Raw genomic sequence first — 23,008 nt, 5'->3', positions numbered from 1 at the left:
ATGACCCAGATTCTGAATAAATACAGCCGAACGCTCACCGAACGCGAAGATCAGCCCGGCTCACAGGCCATGCTCTACGGAGCCGGACTCACCGAAACCACGATCCATTACCCACAGATTGGGATTGCTAGCGCAGGCTACGCCGGTAATCCCTGTAACATGCACCTCAATAGCCTGGCCGATATTATTTCGCAGGGTATGGAAGCCGAAAAGCTTGTCGGGTTTACGTTCCATACCATTGGCGTGAGTGATTCCATCAGCATGGGTACCGAAGGCATGAAGTTCTCATTGCCCTCCCGCGATTTGATTGCCGATTGCATTGAAACGGTCGCTTCGGCTCAGTGGTACGATGGGGTGGTGGCCGTCATGGGCTGCGATAAAAACATGCCCGGCTCCATCATGGCAATGGGCCGACTGAACCGCCCGGCGCTGATGGTGTATGGGGGCAGTTCGTTGTCGGGGCATCACAATGGCCAGAAAATTAGCATCCTGTCGTCGTTTGAAGCGTATGGCGCCAAGGTAGCTGGTTTGATTGACGCAGCCGAAATGCAGGCTATCATCCGCCACGCTTGCCCGGGAGCGGGGTCTTGCGGAGGTATGTACACGGCCAATACCATGTCGTCGTCTATTGAAGCGCTGGGGCTGAGCCTGCCTTACAGTTCGTCATACCCGGCCACCAGTGCCGAAAAACGGCAGGAGTGCGCTGGCGTAGCAAAAGCCATGAAGCACCTGCTGGAACGGGACCTCAAACCCCGCGACATTGTTACGGCCAAGTCGCTGGAAAATGCGCTGGTCGTGGTGATGGCGCTGGGAGGCTCCACAAACGCCGTCCTTCACTACCTCGCCATTGCCCGGGCGTTTGGACTGCCGCTGGAACTAGCCGATTTTCAGCGCATCAGCGATCAGGTTCCGCTGATTGCTGACCTGCGGCCCAGCGGCAAGTACCTGATGGAAGATGTACACGAAAGCGGAGGTACGCCTGCCATCCTGAAAATCCTGCTTGAAGAAGGGCTATTGCACGGCGACTGCCTGACCGTAACGGGGCAGACTCTGCGCCAAAATCTGGAGAACATACCAGACTGGAACAACGACAAGAAGATTCTCGTACCGTTCAATCAGCCCCTGAAAAAGACGGGCCACATCCAGATTCTCTACGGCAACCTCGCTCCCGGGGGCTCAGTTGCCAAGATCACGGGCAAGGAAGACGAATTCTTTCAGGGACCCGCTCGCGTGTTCGACCGCGAACCGGCGGTTATCGAAGCGATCAAAGCTGGACAGGTAAGGGCAGGTGAGGTGGTGGTGATCCGATACGAAGGGCCGAAAGGTGGTCCCGGTATGCCGGAAATGCTGAAAGCGACGTCGGCTATCATGGGGGCCGGTTTGGGTAACCAAGTCGCTGTAATCACTGACGGGCGATTCTCGGGTGGTACGCATGGTTTTGTGGTCGGTCATATTACGCCCGAAGCCTACGAGGGCGGAGTAATTGGGCTAATTCAGGACGGGGACCTCATTTCGATTGATGCCGTCAACAACCGGCTCGACGTAGCGCTCTCGGATGAAGAGATCCGTCAACGACGAACAACCTGGCAGCGACCACCAGCCCGGTATACGAGTGGGGTGCTGGCCAAATACGGTCGCCTGGTGGCATCGGCCTCCCAAGGGTGCGTAACCGATGCCTTAACGATCGATCTAACTGAGCCCGCGCGGGTAAGCCAAGTGTAAACCGTTGTCCTCTACCGTTCGATGAGAAAGCATGTGTTAATCACCTTGTTTGTTTGGGTTCAGGCAGTTGCCATTGCTCAGATACCGAATTCAACCTTGCCCGCTGAGTTACGTCAAAAGCCCTGGTCAGCCAAGTGGATTGCCGTAGCGGGTGAGCCCGCCCAGGAATATGGCGTGTATCATTTTCGCAAACAGATCAACCTGACAGGCAAACCCAATTCGTTCGTGGTGCACGTATCGGGCGATAATCGCTACAAACTGTTTGTCAATGGGCAGTTGGCCAGCCTGGGTCCGGCGCGGGGCGACATACACCACTGGGTGTTTGAAACGATTGACCTGGCTCCTTTTCTGAAAGAGGGTACCAATACGGTGGCGGCTGTGGTCTGGAACTTTGGGCGGCAGGGACCGGCAGCTCAAACCTCACTGCGCACCGGTTTTATTCTACAGGGTAATTCGGAGCGAGAACGGATTCTCGACACCAGCCCAGCCTGGAAAGGCATCCGTAATCCGGCTTATTCGACCATTATCCCCCGGTTCAGCGGGTTTCTGGTGGTTGGTCCGGGCGAACACATCGAGGCTGGTCAGTACCCCTGGGGCTGGGAAACCACCGATTTCGACGACAGGGCCTGGAAGCCAGCCATTGCGCTGGGGCCGGGTCTGGTCGGTGGCCTCTTTGAGCCCTGGTACGAGCAGTGGGAACTGACGCCCCGAACGATTCCGGCCATGGAACTTCGACCCGAGCGGCTGAGTAGCGTCCGAAACGTGGAAGGCCTGACCATACCGGCTGGCTTTCCGCAGCAAGCGGTGGCCCTTACTATTCCGGCCCATACCAAAGGCCGACTGATTCTGGATCAGGGCTTCGAAACGACGGCTTACACCACGCTTACCATCAGCGGAGGAGCGGGTGCGGTGATTTCACTCCGGCAGGCTGAAGCCCTGAACACGGCCGATGGCAACAAAGCCGGTAGGGTTCCCAATAAAGGCAACCGCAACGACATCGACGGTAAACGGTTTGTCGGCTATGCCGATACGGTCATCAGCGATGGGGGTAGCCACCGTACGTTTACATCACTCTGGTGGCGGACGTATCGGTATCTGGAGCTATCAGTAGAAACCAAAGATGCGCCCCTGGTTGTAGATGACCTATCCGGCATATACACCGGCTACCCCTTCATCAGGAAGGCGACGTTCTCAGCGGAAGGAGCGCCCGACCTGAACCAGATTCTGGACATTGGCTGGCGAACGGCCCGACTCTGCGCCCACGAAACGTATATCGACTGCCCGTACTACGAGCAAATGCAGTATATCGGCGATACGCGGATTCAGGCGCTGGTTTCGCTGTTTAACAGTGGCGACGACCGGCTGATGCGGAACGCCATCATCCAGCTCCGTATGTCGCACGGGCTTGCCGGGCTCACCCAGAGCCGGTACCCGACTCAGATGCCCCAATACATCCCCCCGTTCTCGCTGTGGTGGATTGCCATGGTCAACGATTACCTGACGTACCGGGGCGACCGGGCCTTCGTCCGCGATCAGTTGCCCGTCAGCCGGGCCATCCTTCATTTCTTCGAGACTCACCAAACGCCTTCCGGGCTACTGGCTAACGTACCCTACTGGAACTTCACCGACTGGGCCGAAGCGCCCGGCTGGCGAGCGGGCGTCAGCCCAACATCGTCGAGTGGCCAGTCGGCCCTGCTGGATTTACAGCGGCTTTTGGCCTACCAGTCGGCCTTAGCGTTAGAGCAAACCGTTGGATTACCTGATTTTGCCAGGCAGTACACCGCAGACATCCAGACGTTGCGGCAGGCCATTAAAAGGGCGTACTGGGATGAGAAACGGCAACTCTTTGCCGATACACCCGATAAGCAGCAGTTCTCCCAGCACGCGAATATTCTGGCCGTACTCGGGGGCGTTGTCGATGGCCCGGCCGCGCGTCAGCTCATGCAGCGAGTCCTTACGGACACCAGCCTGACGCAGGCCACCATCTATTTTAAGTACTACCTGCACCAGGCGGTTCTTAAGGCCGGTTTGGGGGATGAGTACCTGAACTTGCTTCGCGAATGGCGTAACCAGATTAAGCTGGGCCTGACCACCTGGGCCGAACAACCAGAACCGTCGCGCTCGGATTGCCATGCCTGGGGCGCCAGCCCAAATATTGACCTGTACCGGATCGTACTCGGCATTGATGCTGACGCACCCGGTTTTGCGAAGGTGGTCATCAGCCCGCATCTGGGTTCGCTCAGACAAGCCGCCGGACAAGTACCCCACCCCAACGGCGAGATCAGCGTCCGCTACGTGGTAACGCCGACCGGGAAACTAACGGCTCAGATCAGCCTTCCCACCGGTGTAACAGGGCGGTTTGTGTGGAAAGGGCAGGAAAAACCGCTCAAGGCGGGGAATCAATCACTAACGCTCTACTAGAAGCCCATGAAGACGCTAGCCACTATGGCCTGCTTGCTCGTTGTCCAACTGGTTTGGGCCAAAACCTACTATATCAACAGCCAGACCGGATCGGATCGTAACAAGGGGACCAACGACAAACCCTGGAAAACACTTTCCCGACTGGCGTCGCTCCCGTTTAGGCCAGGCGATTCCGTTTTGTTCGCACGAGGCTCGCGTTTTAGGGGTGGTTTTGTGGTAAATGGGGAAGGAACCATGCAACAACCGATTTACATCGGATCGTATGGGCGCGGAGCATCCCCATACTTCTCAAACCCTGACTACGGCCACCTCAACGGAAACGTGATTCAGGTACGGGCCTCTCACGTAGTCATCGAGGGGCTTTCGTTTGCTAACACAGCCGCCTGCACGTATCAGGAAAAACCGGATACCTACTGGAAAGACGAAGGCCTGCGAACCCGTATTGACAAGCAAGTCTTACTCGTAGGGGCCATTTATCAGCGTTCCGATGCGCATCACCTGACCGTTCGCCGGTGTTCGTTCCGCGATTGTCCATTTGGCGTATACTGCAATGGTCAATATAATCAAATTACCAAGAACAGCTTCCGGGACTGCAACCGGTTTGTCTGGAAGCCGTTCTGGGGACCGGTAGCGGTTGTCATTGCCAACGCTTACAATGAGGTTTCCTACAATACGTGTCGCAATTACAAGGTGTTGGGCGGTGCTTTTGGGGCCGACGGTGGGTTTATCGAGTTAGACAGTCGCTATTACGGAGGGCCGATTCATTCCGTTGCCATCCATCATAACTACAGTGAGGGCAATGAAGGGTTTATGGAGGTAACCAACTCGGGGCGGCATATAATGGTATCCTACAATGTCAGCAACGATTTTCAGCAGTTTATCTTCTTCTGGGAGGGTGATAGCTGCGACGTCGATAACAACACGATCATCCGTACGAAGCCCGCTAACTCAGGCGTGAACGTCGTCTTTACGTTCAAGAACAATGGCTTCCGGATTCGCAATAACATCATCGAAGTCGCTAATAACGTACAAGCCTTTGCGGGTGGGGCTTACGAAGCCCGAAATTTCAACCAACTGCACGAGCATAATCTGTACTACGCCACAGATGGCAAGGACCCCGTCGGACAAGCATTAGGCAAAGGTGAGCGGATAGCCGACCCCTGCTTTATAGACGGCCAGTCAGGTAATTATCGGTTGCGGGCCCATAGCCCCGCTATTGATGCCGGACTGCTATTGAAGTATGTCCTGGATTTTGACCAGCGCCCGCTACCCGTTGGCAGGACCGTTGACATTGGTGCTTTTGAACTGGCACCCATCCAACCCTAAAACAAAAGTTTATTACTAAAATCAACATTGGCTCAAAAACAATCTATGTCTGCTCCTATCCTTGTCATTGGTTCATCGAATACCGATATGGTCATCAAAACATCTCGTTTACCGGCTCCCGGCGAAACGATAATCGGCGGAACATTTCTGATGAATCCGGGCGGCAAAGGAGCTAATCAGGCCGTTGCGGCCGCCCGCTTAGGTGGTCAGGTTACGTTCGTAACCAAAGTAGGCACGGATGTATTTGGCCAGCAGGCCATCGGCGGGTTTCATCAGGAGGGCATCGACACCCGTTTCATTTTGCAGGACCCGGAACATCCCTCAGGCGTTGCGTTGATTACTGTCGATACCCAGGGTGAAAACGCCATCACCGTTGCTTCTGGAGCTAATGCGCATTTGGAGCCAGCTGACCTTGAGTCGGCACTCGATCAGATTGATCCAGCAAGCCTAGTTCTGACTCAGTTGGAAACGCCCATTGCCACCGTAGCGTACGTAGCCCGGCGGGTATCCGAGCGGGGCGGCCGCGTTATTTTAAATCCGGCTCCGGCCCAGATCCTACCCGATGAACTGCTGGCATCGTTGTTCGTCATTAGCCCGAATGAAACCGAGGCTGAACAGCTCACGGGCATCCCAGTTACCGACGAAGCCTCCGCCCGGTTAGCCGCGACCCGATTGCACGAACGAGGTGTCCAGACGGTCATCATAACCTTGGGGGCGAAAGGGGCTTTGCTCTCGGAGCCGGGGCATACGCAGCTAATTGCTGCTCAGCCAGTGAAAGCAGTTGATACAACGGCTGCGGGCGATTGCTTCAACGGAGCGTTGACCGTAGCCATTGCCGAGGGGCAACCACTAGCCGAAGCGGTTGGGTTTGCCTGTCAGGCTGCTTCTATTTCAGTTACCCGTATGGGGGCCCAGGCATCCATGCCTAAACGATCTGAACTCTAACCAGTACGTCTGCTATGTTTATTATTGAAAGTTACTCCATTGCCGTTATTTTTTGCCTGATTACGATGGTTTGCTGGGGTTCGTGGGCGAACACGCAAAAGCTGGCTGCTGCCAACTGGTGGTTCGAACTGTTTTATTGGGATTACGTCCTGGGCATTGTCCTACTTGCTACAGTGTTTGCTCTTACCTTGGGCAGCCTTGGATCGCAGGGACGAAGCTTTTGGCCCGATCTACAGCAAGCGTCGATAACGAATATAGGTTCCGCTTATCTTGGAGGTGTTATCTTCAACGCAGCCAATATTCTGCTGGGTGCAGCCATCTCCATTGCGGGCATGTCGGTAGCCTTTCCGGTAGGGATCGGCCTGGCCCTGGTTATTGGGGTTGTCGTCAATTATATTGACCAACCCGTAGGTCAATCGACCTTGCTCTTCTCCGGCGTAGGCTTCATTGTTATCGCCATCGTTCTAAACGCCACCGCTTATCGACAGGCGTCGGCTTATCGACAGGGCGTTTCTGGGAAAGGGTTGCTGCTGGCCGTCGTCAGTGGGGCTATGATGGGTCTCTTCTATAAGTACGTGGCTCAGGCGATGTTCCCGGACTTCGCGCAACCTCAACCAGGGAAATTAAGTCCCTATTCGGCCGTCCTTCTTTTCTCGCTGGGTATTCTAGCCAGCAACCTGGTGTTTAATACGCTGCTGATGTACCGCCCGTTCGTCGGAGCGCCTGTTTCGTACGGTCAGTACTGGAAAGGAAACCGGACTAACCACGTCATGGGTATTCTTGGCGGTATCATCTGGTGCATTGGCATGTCATTCAATATCCTGGCCTCGGATAAGGCTGGACCCGCCATTTCCTACGGGCTTGGTCAGGGGGCAACGGTCATTGCTGCCATCTGGGGAATCTACGTCTGGAACGAGTTCAAGGGGGCTCCCTCGTCCACGCAGACGTTGCTGCGGCTCATGCTGGGTTTTTACGTAGTTGGACTCGGGCTGATCATTGCGGCCCGGTAGCCGTTTTTAAGGCCGCTTGTCGGTAAAGTATGCCTGCTCAACTCTCAAATCTAAAAATTATCGAATCGTATGAATCGCTTAGCTCTGTTTGCTTTCAGCCAGCTGCTTACAATTGGAATTAGTTACAGCCAACCGGCTCTTAATCTGACTAAGGGGTGGCGGTATGAATCCGCTGACAATGTCGACTTTTCCCGCCCTACTTATTTGGATCAATCCTGGAAGTCTATTCAGGTCGGTAAGGCTTGGGAGGAGCAGGGATTGCCTGACTACAATGGCGTAGTCTGGTACCGACTGCACATCGTTATCCCTTCTTCGTTGCGAAAACAGGCCCCTTTGCTGTCGGGGTTACGACTGGCGCTTGGCCGAATAGACGATAATGACCAAACGTATATCAATGGCCGCCAAGTAGGCCAAACCTCGGGCTGGGATGCAAACCGCGAATACATCATTCCCGATGAACTGGTTCATTGGGACGCTGACAATGTCATTGCTGTCCGCGTAGAAGATGTGTTCGGCAATGGCGGCTTGGTGCGGGGGCCTTTTGAATTAGGAGGTGCTCCCAGACTAGCCACGTTGTATAACTTAATCTCTTCGGAGATGCCCTCGCTAATTACCGGCCAGGTTTCACAAACGCTGGCCAGGGCGGTACAGTTTCAGCCTAAGATTCCCTGTCAACCGCTGCCAGGCTCAATCCGAACCACGGTGACAAAGGTTAGCACCAAGGCCGTAGTTTTTGACCAGACAATGCCACTGACGCTGGATGGAAATCACTCGGTGGCGTATCGCTATTCGGTTCCAATACCCGGAAGCGGCTCGTATCTGGCCAGCTACGTATTTGTAGTACCTGGCTTACGCGATACCCTTCGCTATAGCACGTTGATTGGCTACCAGGGAGAGGCCCGAACCCACGAGCACCTGACCTACCCTGTCGTGGTCCAGCAGGTACCCGACAAGGTTACCGCTTTTCCGCTCGAACATATTCGGTTTGAGGGCTTTCTCCAACAGCGGCTCAATGCCAATCTTACGCAACGTCTGCTAAACATCGACGAACAGGGCATTCTGGAGGGCTTCTATAACCGACCGGGTACTCAGACCTGGGTGGGTGAATACCCCGGCAAGTACCTGCATGCCGCCAGCCGGGTCTGGCGTTACTCGAAAAACCCGCAGCTCAAAACGCAGATGGACCGCATCGTGGACGTATTGATCGGAACTCAGTTACCGAACGGCTACCTGGGAACGTATTCGCCTGACCAGTACTGGAAAGCCTGGGATGTATGGGCGCATAAATATGATTTGCTGGGCTTGCTAAGCTACTACGCAGCCACCGGCTACTCACCCGCTCTTGAAGCCAGCCGACGTATTGGTGGTCTGCTGATCAAAACATTTGGCACCGGTCCTGGTCAGCTAAACATCGTTGAAACCGGCGATCACGTCGGCATGGCGTCGGCGTCAGTACTCGAGCCCATGACCGAACTCTACCGATACACCGGCGACAAACGCTACCTTGATTTCTGTCACTACATCATTCAGGCTTACGATAGCCCAAAAGGCCCTAAGATTATTACGACGCTCAATACGGTCGGCAAAGTTGATAAAACAGCCAATGCGAAAGCGTACGAGATGATGTCGAACCTGATTGGCGTAGTCAAGCTGTATCAACTGACGGGCGAGCCTTCCTTATTGAAAGCGGCTCAGACGGCCTGGCAGGACATCGCCAGCCATAAACTGTACATTACGGGGACTGCCAGTGCCCACGAGCATTTCCAGCCTGATGGCGATTTGCCGGCAGACAACAAAGACAGCATGGGGGAAGGCTGCGTCACTACGACCTGGCTACAATTAAGTCAGGCACTGTACGGCCTGACGGGCGAGGCTAAATACGTTGACGAGATGGAGAAGTCCATTTTCAACCACCTCTTTGCCGCCGAAAATCCGCAGACGGGTTGCGTAAGCTACTATACGGCGCTGATGGGCCGCAAACCCTATCGCTGTACCATTACGGCCCATTGCTGCCTGGCGAGCATACCCCGTGGTTTTGCTATCATTCCCGAACTGGCGTATACACGTAGTCAAACGAACGGTCTGGCTGTCAATCTGTATGCAGCCGGATCCGTGCAGGACAGTGTCCGTTCCAGCGACGGAAAATTAGTCCCCGTTCAACTAACTATAGCTACGAGCTTTCCGGCAGATGGCCGGGTTAAACTGACGATCAGCCCTCTACAACGGGCCCCGTTTCGACTCGCATTACATGTTCCTGCCTGGAGTCGTTCGTTTCAGGTAACTACACAGGGGCAAAGCTGGACAGGTGTACAGGGTGAGTATTTAAACATCGATAAGTCCTGGGATGCCAACACGACGGTTGACATCTCGTTTGACCTTAATCCGCAGGTATTAGACGGTGGGGGCAGTTATCCGGGGCGGATTGCATTCAAACAGGGACCACAAGTGTTAGCTCTCGATCAGGCATTGAATCCAGAGTTGTCGGACTTACAGGCGGTAAGCCTGGTGGAGACAACCACCAAGCCGCTGCCAGCCACGATCCTGCCGAAGGGATGGGTAGGATCGCAGGTGTACGGCGTAGCTGGTAAGGTAGCTGGAAAGCCAGTTACCCTGAAGCTGGTTCCGTTTGCCGAGGCCGGTCAAACAGGGGGAGACTTGGCCGTATGGCTCAAGCGCAAGAACGAATAATTTATTTTAGGTTGGTTTTACTGGTGCCTGCAATTTGACAGGCACCAGTTTTAAAATAATACACTCGATACACTATTGTGCAGCTTCATTTTCCAAAGAGTAACTCGAAACGCTCATCCTAAGCTCCTGGTTAAGTTGCTAAGCTTTCTATTTAGTGACACTTATTTTATATCAGTACAAGCTGATCCACTGCTTTCTCTGACCATTATTGTTAGTAAACGCTTTTGACTAAGGCTATTTCCCGTAATAATTGTTCAGAAAAACGTTAATTAATTGTACTGATTCAGGTCATAACTCGTAGTCAATGAATCATTTGTAGTAAGGTTATTCAACGGCAAAAATCGTTCACGAAAACCTCCCTTTGATTAATATTAATATATGTGTAGCTAACTTGTTAGTTAGCTGGCAAAGCAGGAGTAAATCCTAATTTGACTAATACCCTCTCATACGAATTGACTCCCTCAAAGGCTAAAGCCCCGTTAATATCGGGTTCGTCGTCTTCATTCAGGGGAGCCACCCATGCTGTAGCCTTTTTTTCGGCAGACGCCGGTATGAGGCTTACGGCTACTTTCGTTACAATCGTCTCCACTTGAGTGTAAGTCTCTACGTCATCTGGGTGAGGAATTCGAAAAATCCACACCATGGGAGTTGGTAGTCTATAGTAACTATCAACAGTCCCATCTGTCCCAATGTCAATGCTTATAGGAATAAGATCTTTGATTAAGTAAGAATCCATTTTTAATATAACATGGCTTGTGTTATGACTGTAAACGTTTGAGAATAACATTATTAGAATAACCCAACTTCAAGTTCACACCGTAGGTATTTGAATGAATCCGTTCTTTTTTTATCCGTAGTCGTTTGGGCCGAGGTGGATTAGTGATTTCAGTAGGTGATGGCTTAGTAGGCTGATTTATAGGGACTTTTTCGGTTTCCATTTTAAGGTTGTATTTCTAAGTTCAACTTTATTTGTATGGGTAGAGTTTTTGTAATTTAAGGTAAGGGTACTTAATTGACGACTGGTCTTTAATTGAGCTGCGGTACCAATAACACAGCATACTTGTCATTTCACTCCCATATGGCAATCGTGGTTTTATCGGAAGCAATACGACTTTTTTGTTCAAGAACTATTAGGGAAGCTTTTTGTAATTAGAAATTTCTAATTACAAAAAGCTCTTTTTATCTGATTTTATTTTGAAGTAGTAAGTCTGTAGTGCAAAACGGGGCCAAAATGAAAATAGCGGTGTGGAGATCTGGACACCTGCCCCTGTTGACTGGTCCCACTTTAGCTTGACGATTTGATGGAGTACTGGTTTTGCGATTTATGCGCTTATTTGCCCAACCATATTTTGAAGGCAGCCACTCGTTCGCCACTGACGAGTACGTCCTGCCGGGCCGGGGGATGAAGGGTTACCTTGAGTTTACTGCCCGAATAGGTGTGAACAGTTTGAATCGCGTCTAGGCTGACCAGAAAGGCCCGGTTGACGCGAAAAAACTGCCGGGGGTCGAGTAGGATATCCAGCTTGTCAAGGCTGTAGTCGATGCTGATAGGCTGCCCCTCGCGAGTGGTCAGCCAGGTAGCTTTGTTTTCGTAGAAGAAGTAGGCAATCTCACCGATGGGCAGGCTGCGGCTTTTGGTGCCGATGGTGACCATAAACCGGTCTTTATAGGAGGAGTGCGTCTGTTTCATGGTCTGCATCAACGCGGTTAGGTCGGGCATCAGGGCGCGTTGGGGTAATGCCCACAGGCGGTTGAACTTGTCGATGGCCCTCGCCAGTTCGGCCGCACTGATAGGTTTGAGCAGGTAATCGATGCTGTTGGTTCGGAACGCTTGAAGGGCATACTGGTCATAAGCCGTCGTGAAAATAATGGGCAGCGTCAGCCCAGCCTGTTCGAGAAACTGGAAACCCGATCCATCATCGAGGTGGATGTCGAGAAACAGCAGATCCGGTTCCGCCGGAGTCGGATTGGCAAACCAGGCCAGTGATTTAGCGACTGAAGGGAGTTTGGCCAGCACCCGGATGGTCGGGTCGTACTGAAGCAGCAAGCTTTCCAGTCGCTGGGCCGTTCGTTTTTCGTCCTCAATAATAACCACGTTCATAGCAGCGGCAGTTTAACGACAAAGTACCCATCTACTTCCCCCACCCAGACGGGCCGGGGAGTCAGCAGGCTGTAGCGGTTGGTGATGTTACGCAGGCCGATACCTGTCGATACGCCCTGGTCTGATCGGGGCTGTAGGGCATTGCGTACCTGAAGATAATCGCCAGCCAGTTCGATATAGACCCGGAGTGGCTCCTCTTCCGACAACTGGTTGTGTTTCACCGTGTTTTCGACCAGCAGTTGCAGCGAAAGTGGGGCAATCTGGTTGCGGTTGCGGGCGGCAGGAGGCACGTCGATGACAACAAACAGCTTATCCTCAAACCGCAGTGAGAGCAGAAACGCATAGGCTTCGATGAAGTCCAGTTCCGTGCCCAGGCTTACCTGCTCGTTGTCCTGCTGCTCCAGAATATACCGATACGCTTTGGCCAGTTGATTGATGAAATCGCCCGCTAGTCGGGGCTCGGTATCGACCAGCGACGAGAGAATACTGAGACTGTTGAAGAGAAAATGCGGGTTTACCTGATTTTTCAGCGCATCGAACTGCGCCCGTACGGTCTCTTTCTCCTGGCGTTCAGCCTGAATCTGCAACTGATGGATGCGCCGGGTCGAGCGTCTGTTGGCTGTCAGGTAGAAGGCGGCCAGCAGCGCCAGGACCGTTAGCCCGTTGTTCATTCGACGACGCTGCCCCCGGTTGTCGGGCCGGGTGTCGAAGGGGTCGTCGCGCACCCAGCCTGTCGTTGAAAACCCATGTTCCAGCCGCTGCTCCGAAAACTGCCGCAGTTGCCCAAACAGCTTATTGGCCAGCAGGGCCAGCCAGATAGCCACCAGCAGCGTAACAAGTTGCGTCGTCAGCCGCAGCTCACCCGTGTCGGTTTGTGCCAGCCGGTTGGTAAGGCGCTCCTGGAGTTCATCCATCAGCCATACCCAGCCCAGCAAAAGCCCGATGATCAGCAGGCCCTCTGCTAAGAAAAACGGCCAGTTATGCCCAACCACGGCCCAACTCAGGGGGCTGATGTTGACGTACACCCGAATGGGCCAGTAAATGAGGGCGATGCTCAGGGCCAGCCTGATTTTCTGTCGGAGAGTCAGATGGTTATCGCTTAAGAGGCTCATGGCCCATAAAGGTACGACATCCCCTGAACGGTTGGTCGGCTGTGCACTAGTTCGTAGCCCTTGCTCACCGGGACGATTGGGCTGTTTGCTGAGGGACGTAGCAGGGCATGGAATCTTCCCAAAGGCTATCGGTCAGCGGTCGTTTACCCGTGCCGTCCGCGTTCATGATCCAGACCACCCCGTAGGGTTGAAACGTGTTGTCGCTGAGGGCGGCTTCTTCCTTGAATCCGTATTCGCCACTACTCCACAGAATATGTTTGCCGTCGTCGGTCCAGACGGCATGAGCATCGTTGGTGGGGGCGGTGGTCAGCCGGACCAGCCCCGTGCCGTCGGGATGGATCGTAAACACGTCGAAGTTGTTATTCTCGTGCTGGCGCGTGAAGAGAATGCGGCTCCCGTCGGGCGAGTAGTAGGGTACATTGTCAAACTCGGCAGTCAGTACCTGCACTGAGCGGTCGTCGAGATTCAGAATGCGTAATCCGTGCTGGTTGTCGCCCCAGACCCGGTACACAACGTGTTTGCCGTCGGGCGACCAGCTCGGAAAGCCGGCATTGGGCGTCCCATCGGTGAGATCCATCAGGCCCGTCCCGTCCCGCTTGACCACCATTAGTTTGGCGGCCCGGGTTTCCCGACTTTTCAGAAATCCACCGAAGCCAAACACCACTCGCTGCCCATCGGGCGACCAGCCCGGCGAGAAGGCAGCTCCCCCGCCTTTGGCGTCGAAAATCCGCTTCCGGTTCGAGCCATCGGCGTCCAGGATAGCGATGGACGAGTTGTCGTTTTTCTCGGTCAGTAACAGTTTGCCGTCTTTGGAGAAACTGGGAAATACGTCGGTGTAGCGGTACTCGTGGATGGGGTCCCAACTGTAGAGCAGTTTGTTCTGCGGGCGTGGCGTCCAGTCCTGTTTTTCGTAGACCACCACCTTACCATCGGGCGACCAGTTGGGCGAACGCAGCTTTGCTTTCACAACGGTTCCGTTGGTGTAGCCAAGCCCTTCATTGGGCCCCGCTTTGGCCAAGTAGCCGATGGTGGCAGGGGCGACATACTGGGGCAGCAGTTTCAGGCCGGGGCCGCTGGTATGCACCTGCCGCTCACCCGTCTTGAGGTCTACCGATATAATCTGCGAGGTGGCCCGAGCCGCCCCGGAGCCACGGGCTGCCCAGGTCCCTTCGACGGGTAATTCGTAAAAAATCACGCGTCTGCCATCGGGCGACCACTTCGGTGAACCCGAACAGACGCTGTCGCGCGAGAGTTTACGCAGGCCCGTGCCGTCGGGTTTCATGACGTAGATACGCAACTCCTGCACGTGCTCCCAGCCTTTGCCGTCGCTGTGTCCTTTCCAGTCGGTGGTGCGGTCGGAGGCAAACGCCAGCCACTGCCCATCAGGCGACCACGACGGCCGGAAGTAGCCATTGGGTTTGTTTTTGTCGCCCATCAGTGAGGCCGTCAGGTTGCGAAGTTGACGGGTTTTTAGGTTCAGCAGCCAGATATTGGCCGTAAATCGGTCGCGGGTCGACATAAAAGCCAGTTGTGTCCCGTCGGGTGAGAGGACCGCCTGATCATCCAGGGCAGGGCTGTCGGTCAGTTGTTCGAGACCCGACCCGTCGGGGTGAACGCGGTAAATATCGGCCTGCCCATCGCCTGCCCGTTCCGAGGTAAACACAATCCAGCGGCCGTCGAAGGAGAACGAGCCGTGGTAATCGAACGTATTGGTTGTCAGTAGCTTGTGTTCGCCGGATCCGTCGGCATTGGCCACGTACAGTTCCGAGACGGACGGCGCGATTCGGTTCATGAGCATAACTGACTTCGGGCGGCTCTGCTGCCGCGAGTTGGGAGCCACCGGCTGCGCCACGGTTTCGAGGGCCAGCAACAGTCCGCCAACCAGCATAAGGTAGATATTCATTTCGTTAGGATTTATTGGTTGTGGTCGACCGAGTTACGTCGCGCTGGTATTGCCAGTAGAAAAAACTACCCCAGACCAGGCTAATTAGGTGAATCAGCGTAAATCCCAGCTTTCGAATCAGGTTCTCGTAGTCCGACAGTGTATCCGTTTTCAATACTATAAGCTGCAACAGAGAAGGCAGCATAGCCGCCAGCGTTAGGAGTTTGATCCAGAGCGGAAACGGCCTATAAAGCGCAATCAGAATAAGCGAGGGCAACAGAAAGTAGAATACCGACCCGGCGATGTCGCGTCCCATCTCTTGGCTGGCAAAATCTTTGGCCAGAAAGAAGCCGCCCCACGCGATGGAGAGCACAGTGTACCCGGCTGCGGGCAAATCCCACCCTTTGCGAGCTAATTTCATAGCCACCAGAATGCAGCCGGTGATGAAGATAGCGTCGGCAAACTTGAAGGCGATGGTGGTGGCAGGTCGGTTCAGCAGGGCATCCCCTAGCAGCCCGATAACACCGGCCAGCAGGAAGCTGATGAACTGGGCCGGAATTACCTGACGGTCGGCCGTATCGTGTTGATTCATCATTTTGGAAGTTACCAGACTGTATCAGCCAATCTACGGTTTTCGTACGGCGAAGCCGGTTAGTCGGCTGACTGGTCTGCTACCCCAAACTTCTAATTATCCGTCTGTTCGCTCAAAAAAAACTGGCTGAACTTGTCATTTCGCGGGTCAGACACGCCCTTTAGTCGGCTGGGCTCAAAACCGGTTGGCTACCAGCCGGAATCGAATCGCCTATCTTTCCTGCTATGTCGTTGCCGCCGAGATTAGACGATGATACTGGACTATGAGATAGACCGAGCCAAACAGAATTAGCTATCTATGCGGGACCTTTAGATTGAATATAGCCTTCAGATTGAAGCGGGATGCTTTGTTTTTGAGCAGTTTATTGAAATCATACTCCCCTTGCAAATTGACATGTTGCCAGACCACAGCCGTACCTTGCCGGATGGCATCAACCAAGGCATCGATTTCACGCTGCTTGGTCAACTGACTCATGAGCTGCGATAGATATAGATAATTCCAGACGATGATCGCGTTCTGAATCAGTCGCCGGGCATGAACAATCTTTTCCTGATCCTCTTTTAGCCCAACCGAAAACTCCTGGTTATTCCCAAAGAATACCGCTTTGCTGAACCGATTGACCAATTCAATCCGGCTCAATTGCTTTTCAATGGCCTGTCGAAGAACCAGATCATCGAAGTAGCGTAAGATAAAACCTGACTTGATAATTTTGCCATATTCCTTCAACGCCTGGTGGAGAGGATTCTGTCGGGCGTAGGAACTTAGTCGTTTAAAGATGCGGTAGGCAGTCGTCTTGCCTGATTTTAGCGTGACCATTACCCGTAAAATATCCTCCCACTGAGCGATGATCAGGTCGGTATCAATCCGGCTATCCGGCAACAGCGGGTAGTTCCGCTGAGCATACTCACGCCGGGTATTCATCGTATAAATCTGCTGACTACCAACATCTTTGATGCGTGGTGCGAATAATATGTCCAGCAAGTTCATCACCCCAAAAATAACTTCTGAATACCCACCCGTATCGGTAGAGTGGATCGTGCTGCGAATGGCGGGGTTATTCAGATGGATGTCAATCACATACGGAGCCTCCCGCTCGGAAGCACTGATAACTAAGCTATGAAACAACGCAAATCGTTCGTCAATGGCTGTGTTCACCGCCGATGCCTTATCAAAGCCCGGATATTTATAGGAGTAATCCGCATTCAAGGACTCCTCCGTCACTAAAAATTTCTGACCATCACTACTGGTGTGCAGACCATCGGCATTTTGGCGGTGCAGTTCAGGTAAGGCCAATTGATTTTTGAAGGTGACTAACTGATTATTGGCCTGCTTAAGGCTGTCAGCCGTCAAGTAGAGATCCGCTGTTAGCTGGAGTGTTGAGCGTTTAACGCCTTTGCTGATATTGGCCATTTTATCAATCCCGATATTACAACCCAGCGCGACGATAGCCGCAAAAAACGTTTCGGCACTTGGCCTGGTTTTAGCATATTTTCCACCTAAATGCTCAATCTGACTCAGAAACGGCGCACTCCGTTCGACCTCCGCCAGTAAATCCAGTACCGAAATATACCGCACCGGGGCAAAGTAAGGACTCACTACGGAAGTGTCGGTTTCATGGACTTTCGGTGTATCAACAATTGGCTTTTTGAGGGCATTGAACGTCAGGTGGTCATTTTGTCCCGCTATGGAACGGGTGTTGGTTTGTTGATACTGTGCATCTAACTCAGTTTTAAGTTTGGCTAACAAGGCCTTGATATCGGCAAATGGTGTCAGTCCGCAGTCTCGTAGTAATTCATTCCGATTCGCCTCGTAGGTTGCCTTGTCAATCAGGTACTCTTCCAGCGATCGGTAGCGGTACGAGTGAAGTAAGTTTAGCCGTCCGCTCTTGAGTCCTTCCGCAACAGCTTCAAAGAGCAGTACTTTATAGAGCTGTTTTTGGAAGACGGGATTGCCCTGACTATCGATTCCGTATAAGGCTTTCCGTTCGGACTCCGTCAGCCAGCTTAGTTCATCCGCCGGTTCAGTTAGCCCCCCTTTGCTCTGTTGGTAGGCCAGTACCGCGTCTAACAGAGGCTTTTCGCTGGTCTGGGCATTAAAGCGGAGCCGGGTTAACAACGCACCAACCCGCAGGTTAAGCCATAAAAACCGCCCGGCAAACAGCCGCCGAAAGTCTTCATCATCAGACCGATTGGTTTCACCGGCCAACTGGCTGACTAACTGTTCCTGATCCGTCGTTAGGGTGAGATCAGCGGCTAAAATGTCTTCGATGGCGCGTAGTTTATCCGCATCATCCACTGACTGACGGGTGATTAACCGGATCGCTTCTACCTGCATCCGATAATCGGCCCTCGATTCCAAGGCCAACAAGGTGGCGGCTTTTCGCTGGCGATTGGAAGCAAAATACAGCTGTTGCCGCGTTTTGTTGGTGGCATTCTGAGCCGCCCGCACACTCGACAGCAAAATATCGACGAAGGTGTCCTGCCATACTCGATATTGATGAATAACCAGACAAATCAGATATAGGTGGCGTTCCCGGTGACTTTTTAACTGTACATTTCGGAGCTGTCGTACCTTGTAGGCATAATAACTGATGGCAGAGTCGCTCAATCTGAGCGACTGGGCAATTGGCTGAATGGTGTCAAAATAATGACTGAGTGAATCGAACAGGACAAGCGATGCTTTAATCTCACTGGGACGTTCGCTCTGCGATATCTTTTTGTAGGCCAGTAAGGGAAGTTCATCAAAGGGCTTTTCGTTTTGGAGTAGTTCATCCAGCAACGTCCGGTGGGGGGGTGTGAGTACTTGATTGAGTCGACTCATGCGCCTACCATCACTCAGTCGATAAGCGGTGGTAATCAGGCGCTGAAATACGTCATAGGAAGGTACTTCAATTTGCTGGCGTACCAGGAAGGCCCTGCTCTCATGGAGCACTTTGCGGGGCATGAGGGGTTGCTCAACCAGATGAGCGATTTGTTGAAGGAGTCGTTCCCGTCCCTGTCCGAAAGCTTGCCAGCCCAGTAATTTGAGAATATGCCGCTGGTGTACGCCCGCCAATTGAGAGGAGTAACTCTGGGCATCCAGCAGCAAGGAGGGCCATTCGATCTGTAGTCGGTCACAGATGTATTGAAGGTCTTCCGTGCGAAACAGGTGCGTTGCAAAAAAGCGGCCACTGACCCGGAAATACCCCCATTGTAAGATGAAGCCGACTTTGGTGATGGGTTTGCGTAGCTGGGGCACAGCCTGCTCAAGCCCGGTTGGCAGGTGAAAGAACTGGCTTCGCTGCCGATCACTAAATTGCGGTGGCTCATCGAAACGACGTATCTCCTGGGGTTGCAGAATCTTGATTCGGCTCATGGGGTAGTAAAGAAAAGGAGGGTTTTCTTGCCCAATGGCCATCAGGGGAGCAGCGGGCATCGATAGGCCTCAAAATAGGCAATAAACTTGGTTAAGAAATCAACGTCAAGTAACTTGACAACCTATCAAGTTTTCTTACCACTATGTTCATTGGCTACGCCCGCGTCTCGACTCACGATCAAGTATTGGATGCCCAGGAGGATTTGCTACGTGCTGCGGGCTGTGAAAGGATACTGACCGACAAAATCAGTAGCACAGTGGCCGAACGATCAGGCCTAAACGAGGTAAAAAAACTCTTGCGGTCAGGCGACACCTTGGTCGTCTGGCGGCTGGACCGATTAGGCCGCTCCTTGAAAGACCTCATTGACTGGGTCGCTTATCTGGAAAGCCAGGGTGTCGCATTGAAGAGTCTACACGAATCGATTGACACATCGACGTCAACGGGTAAGTTAGTGTTCCATCTGTTTGGCGCGCTGGCTGAGTTCGAGCGCAATTTGATTCAGGAGCGGACGATGACGGGCTTATCGGCCGCCCGGGCGCGAGGACGGTTGGGCGGACGTCCCAAAACATTGAATGCAGACAAGCAACAGTTGGCTGTTCAGCTTTATGAGGCCAAGAAGACATCAATCAGGAAGATTTGTGAGATGCTGGCTATTAGTAAGCCAACGCTGTACGCCTATGTGCGGGCTAACCAACAATCACCTGGAGCTGTAAAAAGAGCCAAATGAGAAGCCCTATTTTCATTTTGGCCCCGTTTTGCACTATAGACCTATATATTGAGAGCATAAAAAAGCTTGGGGTCAATCGACGATTTTCATACTTTAGGGAAAGCTGTCTTCCCCTGATGAAAAAGACAAAACGCCCAACTCCACAACCAGCTCCAGCCAAACCCTACAAGTGCCTTTATCAGCTTAAAATTCATTTGCTTGGCATCAACCCGCAAATCTATCGCCGGTTCATCGTCAGAGGAGATACGACGGTGGTTCAGTTGCACCATATTGTCCAGTTAGTCATGGGATGGGACAATTGGCACTTGCATTACTTTCAGATTTTTGGGCGTCAGTATGGTATCGATTATACCGGTGGCGATCAGTTTCTGGGTATTCCCCAGATCACTCGCCTGGGTGATTTTGGTCTACGTACCAATGACACGTTTCATTACCTGTATGATTATTACGACCGTTGGGCTCATCAACTGCGGATCGAAGCCATAACTCCTGATGATGGTCGCTATCGGCATCCACGTTGCTTAGAAGGCAAACGAGCTTGCCCACCTGAGGACACAGGAGGCCCAACCGTGTACACTCACCGAATTGAAGAACAACGGTATTGGGCGTATGACTGGTTAGAAACACTAATGGAACGATTACTAGCGGGCGAGAACCCGTTAGAAGATAATGTGCCGGCCTGGTATTTCACTCACCAACCCGAACGGTTCGACTTGAAAGCGATCAATCAAAAATTGGCAAAACTGTATCAAATTAAAGGTAACTCCGGTTTTTGGGAGGCACAGGGCTGTTACGATGAATTAGAGGATGATTCCGACGAGTCATAACCGTATCAAGATAACCAAGTGGTTTAGTTGATACAGTTGAGTAGCTTTAGGGTATGCAACAGGCCGCCATCTTCGTTCGGGTATCCAAGAAGGAACAAGACTACCAACGACAGTTGAAAGACTTACGAGCGATTGCCCAAAGTCAATCGGTACAGGTAGTGGCTGAGATTACGGAGAAGGTCAGTGGTGCGCGTACCAACCAGGAGCGCGATGGGATTCAGGAATTATTGCTGTTGAGCCGTCAGGGTGCTATTCAGAAAGTGTTGGTTTGCGAAGTCTCCCGGTTAGGCCGCTCAACGGTTGAAGTCTTGCAGGTCGTCGAAGAGCTAACCCAGTTGGGCGTCAGCATTTACGTTCAAAACTTTGGCATTGAGACACTCAGGAATGGGAAGCGTAATCCCGTGGCCCAGTTCCTGTTTACCTTACTGGCCGAATTCGCTCGTTTGGAACGAGAGACGCTACGCGAACGCATTCTGTCGGGCATGGACGAAGCCCGACGGCAAGGAAAGAAGATTGGTCGCCCTGATGGAACAAGGGAGGAGAAAACGATTTTTCTGAAAAAATATACTTCAGTAGCCCGAAACCTGCGGGCAGGGCTTAGTATACGCAAAACGGCCAAATTGTGCGATATATCGATAAATACGGTTCGTAAAGTCAATGAGTATATAATGCTAAAACCCTGACTACTATGAAGTTTACCATCTCATTAAGCATTGAAGCTTCTGGTGAACCGCTTCAAACCATGCCTGTTTTGGCATTCGATAAAGAGTGTCAGGACGTGGCCAACATCGGTTTATCGCTCCCTGAATCAAAGCAGTTACTCGAAGCGCTACAAGCACAAATCGTTCAACAACAAGCCAACTGTTTTCTAGCACAGGCATTACCCAAGCTACCAACCAGTCGAGTTTTAAAAGATTATCGGCCCCTAACCCTAAGAACGCTATTTGGTACTGTACGGTTGAGAAGTCCTCGATTCACCGTTTTTCAATTATTGGATAAACCCCAAACAGTGAGCCCATTACGTTCCTTGCTTACCCAGCGTACTACACCGGAAATGCTTTATCTGGAAACGAAATGGGCTGCCTCGCTATCGTATTCACAAACCGCTACATTGCTTAAAGACGTGTTGCCAGTTGATAAAAAACTTAATGCCGCTACTATCCGAAATCATTTGGGACAGGTCGCTCGTCAAGTCGATAGTCATTTAAGCGTTGCTCCCTTAACCAACCCAGCAGATCTTCTTGTCTGCCAAAGTGCAGTGACTGAGGCTGAAGGCCCACTAGTTATGGGCGTGGATGGGGGCTATCTGCGAGACTGGTCGCAGAAGAAGACCTGTTTTGAAGTAATTGTGGGCAAATCCGTTCCAGCAGAGCAGCCCGCTAAGTGTTTCGGCTTTGTACAAGGGTATGATCAGCAAGCCAAACAGCGCATTTCTGAGTTATTGAACCAACAAGGACTACAAGGCAATCAGCGGGTCGTTTTTCTGTCCGATGGCGCAGCCAATCTGCGGCAGTTACAAAGTTACCTGACACCGAACGCTCAACATATTTTGGACTGGTTCCACCTAAGCATGCGTTTTACGGTCCTCCAACAGTATTTACAGGGTTTGACCAAAGTTGATGCGGATGGAGAGAAAATGCAAAAACGGTTAGAAAGCGCGAAGTGGCATCTGTGGCACGGCAACACGACCAAAGGGTTAGAGCTGATCCATGATCTAGATTGGGATGCCGATCTACACCGTCAGGAAGCCACTACCAAATACGACAAGATCAAACCCCTCATCCGGTATATCAGCGAGTTGGAAAGCTACATTCGGCAAAATACTCATTTGATCGTGGACTACAGTGAACGCTATCGGTACGGGGAAGTAATTTCGACAGGGTTTGTTGAATCGACGGTCAATTATGTAGTGGCCAAGCGGTTCACGAAAAAACAGCAAATGCAATGGAGTAAATCGGGAGCCCATCAAATGCTGGTAGTGCGAACCAAAGTCTTAAATGATGACTGGGAGGGTGAGTTTAAGAAACAGTATCCCCAGTTTCGGGCGGACTCGGGCGCGGTCATTTCGATGGCTGCTTAACTTGCCTGACCCCAGGCTTTTTTATGCTCTCTACCGCAACCTGCTTTCCGGTTCAGGAGATGTGAATTTACCTGAATAAGACTACTTGTTCCCCTACCAATATACACCGGATCTGCAATGTCCGTCGGTTAGCTGGGTAAACGTCAAGTCTGCTGCTTGTTCATTCCGGCATTCCAGGTTGTTTTGGACTATGTCGCCGAGCAGATCGGTTTAGTACGAA

General features: G+C 52.4%; 16 protein-coding genes. 10 read left to right on the top strand and 6 right to left on the bottom strand.

The genetic code is table 11. From position 1 onward, the window contains the following. The 6 genes from ilvD (at position 1) to WBJ53_RS33385 (ending at position 10,112) form a co-directional block, all read left to right on the top strand. Positions 1 to 1,722 carry a dihydroxy-acid dehydratase gene (gene ilvD / locus WBJ53_RS33410; RefSeq protein WP_338877374.1) on the top strand — a complete coding sequence of 574 codons (1,722 nt, stop codon included), beginning with the start codon at positions 1 to 3 and terminating at the stop codon, positions 1,720 to 1,722. 21 nt (positions 1,723 to 1,743) lie between these two features. Then, positions 1,744 to 4,143, top strand: coding sequence for an alpha-L-rhamnosidase C-terminal domain-containing protein (locus WBJ53_RS33405; RefSeq protein ID WP_338877372.1), 2,400 nt, complete (start codon positions 1,744 to 1,746; stop codon positions 4,141 to 4,143). A gap of 6 nt (positions 4,144 to 4,149) precedes the next feature. After that, positions 4,150 to 5,469 carry a choice-of-anchor Q domain-containing protein gene (locus WBJ53_RS33400; protein WP_338877371.1) on the top strand — a complete coding sequence of 440 codons (1,320 nt, stop codon included), beginning with the start codon at positions 4,150 to 4,152 and terminating at the stop codon, positions 5,467 to 5,469. Between the two features lie 45 nt (positions 5,470 to 5,514). Beyond that, positions 5,515 to 6,414 (top strand): ribokinase, encoded by a 900-nt coding sequence (gene rbsK, locus WBJ53_RS33395; RefSeq protein WP_338877370.1) that lies wholly within the window; start codon positions 5,515 to 5,517, stop codon positions 6,412 to 6,414. 14 nt (positions 6,415 to 6,428) lie between these two features. Then, positions 6,429 to 7,424 carry a GRP family sugar transporter gene (locus WBJ53_RS33390; RefSeq protein ID WP_338877369.1) on the top strand — a complete coding sequence of 332 codons (996 nt, stop codon included), beginning with the start codon at positions 6,429 to 6,431 and terminating at the stop codon, positions 7,422 to 7,424. A gap of 69 nt (positions 7,425 to 7,493) precedes the next feature. Further along, positions 7,494 to 10,112 carry a beta-L-arabinofuranosidase domain-containing protein gene (locus WBJ53_RS33385; protein WP_338877368.1) on the top strand — a complete coding sequence of 873 codons (2,619 nt, stop codon included), beginning with the start codon at positions 7,494 to 7,496 and terminating at the stop codon, positions 10,110 to 10,112. Positions 10,113 to 10,506: 394 nt separating this feature from the next. Here the strand turns inward: WBJ53_RS33385 and WBJ53_RS33380 are convergent, their stop codons facing one another. From WBJ53_RS33380 to WBJ53_RS33355, 6 genes are all read right to left on the bottom strand, one after another. Further along, complete coding sequence (locus WBJ53_RS33380; RefSeq protein ID WP_338877367.1) at positions 10,507 to 10,701, bottom strand: hypothetical protein; 195 nt, start codon at positions 10,699 to 10,701, stop codon at positions 10,507 to 10,509. A 741-nt stretch (positions 10,702 to 11,442) separates the two neighbouring features. Then, positions 11,443 to 12,213: a LytTR family DNA-binding domain-containing protein gene (locus tag WBJ53_RS33375; RefSeq protein WP_338877366.1), complete on the bottom strand. Its 771-nt coding sequence runs from the start codon at positions 12,211 to 12,213 to the stop codon at positions 11,443 to 11,445. Beyond that, on the bottom strand, positions 12,210 to 13,325 hold the full coding sequence (locus tag WBJ53_RS33370; protein ID WP_338877365.1) for a histidine kinase: 1,116 nt from the start codon (positions 13,323 to 13,325) through the stop codon (positions 12,210 to 12,212). Before WBJ53_RS33370 ends, WBJ53_RS33375 begins: the two co-directional genes overlap by 4 nt. A gap of 64 nt (positions 13,326 to 13,389) precedes the next feature. Beyond that, a complete protein-coding gene (locus tag WBJ53_RS33365) occupies positions 13,390 to 15,228 on the bottom strand; it encodes a hypothetical protein (RefSeq protein ID WP_338877364.1) in 1,839 nt (612 codons plus the stop codon). A gap of 4 nt (positions 15,229 to 15,232) precedes the next feature. Beyond that, the gene (locus WBJ53_RS33360) at positions 15,233 to 15,802 is read right to left on the bottom strand and encodes a hypothetical protein (RefSeq protein WP_338877363.1); all 570 of its coding nucleotides are present in this window, start codon (positions 15,800 to 15,802) and stop codon (positions 15,233 to 15,235) included. 288 nt (positions 15,803 to 16,090) lie between these two features. Continuing rightward, positions 16,091 to 19,213, bottom strand: a complete 3,123-nt coding sequence (locus WBJ53_RS33355) for a Tn3 family transposase (RefSeq protein WP_338877362.1) — start codon at positions 19,211 to 19,213, stop codon at positions 16,091 to 16,093. A gap of 83 nt (positions 19,214 to 19,296) precedes the next feature. On the opposite strand from WBJ53_RS33355, the gene WBJ53_RS33350 reads away from it, so the two are divergent. From WBJ53_RS33350 to WBJ53_RS33335, 4 genes are all read left to right on the top strand, one after another. Continuing rightward, the gene (locus tag WBJ53_RS33350) at positions 19,297 to 19,881 is read left to right on the top strand and encodes a recombinase family protein (RefSeq protein WP_338877361.1); all 585 of its coding nucleotides are present in this window, start codon (positions 19,297 to 19,299) and stop codon (positions 19,879 to 19,881) included. Positions 19,882 to 19,997: 116 nt separating this feature from the next. Further along, positions 19,998 to 20,708, top strand: coding sequence for a plasmid pRiA4b ORF-3 family protein (locus tag WBJ53_RS33345; protein ID WP_293692646.1), 711 nt, complete (start codon positions 19,998 to 20,000; stop codon positions 20,706 to 20,708). Positions 20,709 to 20,761: 53 nt separating this feature from the next. Then, complete coding sequence (locus tag WBJ53_RS33340) at positions 20,762 to 21,391, top strand: recombinase family protein (RefSeq protein WP_293692645.1); 630 nt, start codon at positions 20,762 to 20,764, stop codon at positions 21,389 to 21,391. Positions 21,392 to 21,396: 5 nt separating this feature from the next. Further along, entirely contained in the window at positions 21,397 to 22,788 is a 1,392-nt protein-coding gene (locus tag WBJ53_RS33335; RefSeq protein ID WP_338877360.1) for an ISKra4 family transposase, read from the top strand. Positions 22,789 to 23,008: the final 220 nt, after the last annotated feature.

Source organism: Spirosoma sp. SC4-14, from assembly GCF_037201965.1.
In the GTDB taxonomy this organism is placed as follows: Bacteria; Bacteroidota; Bacteroidia; order Cytophagales; family Spirosomataceae; genus Spirosoma.
Note: the sequence above shows the minus strand (reverse complement) of the source record. Positions and strands in the feature narration are given on the sequence as shown.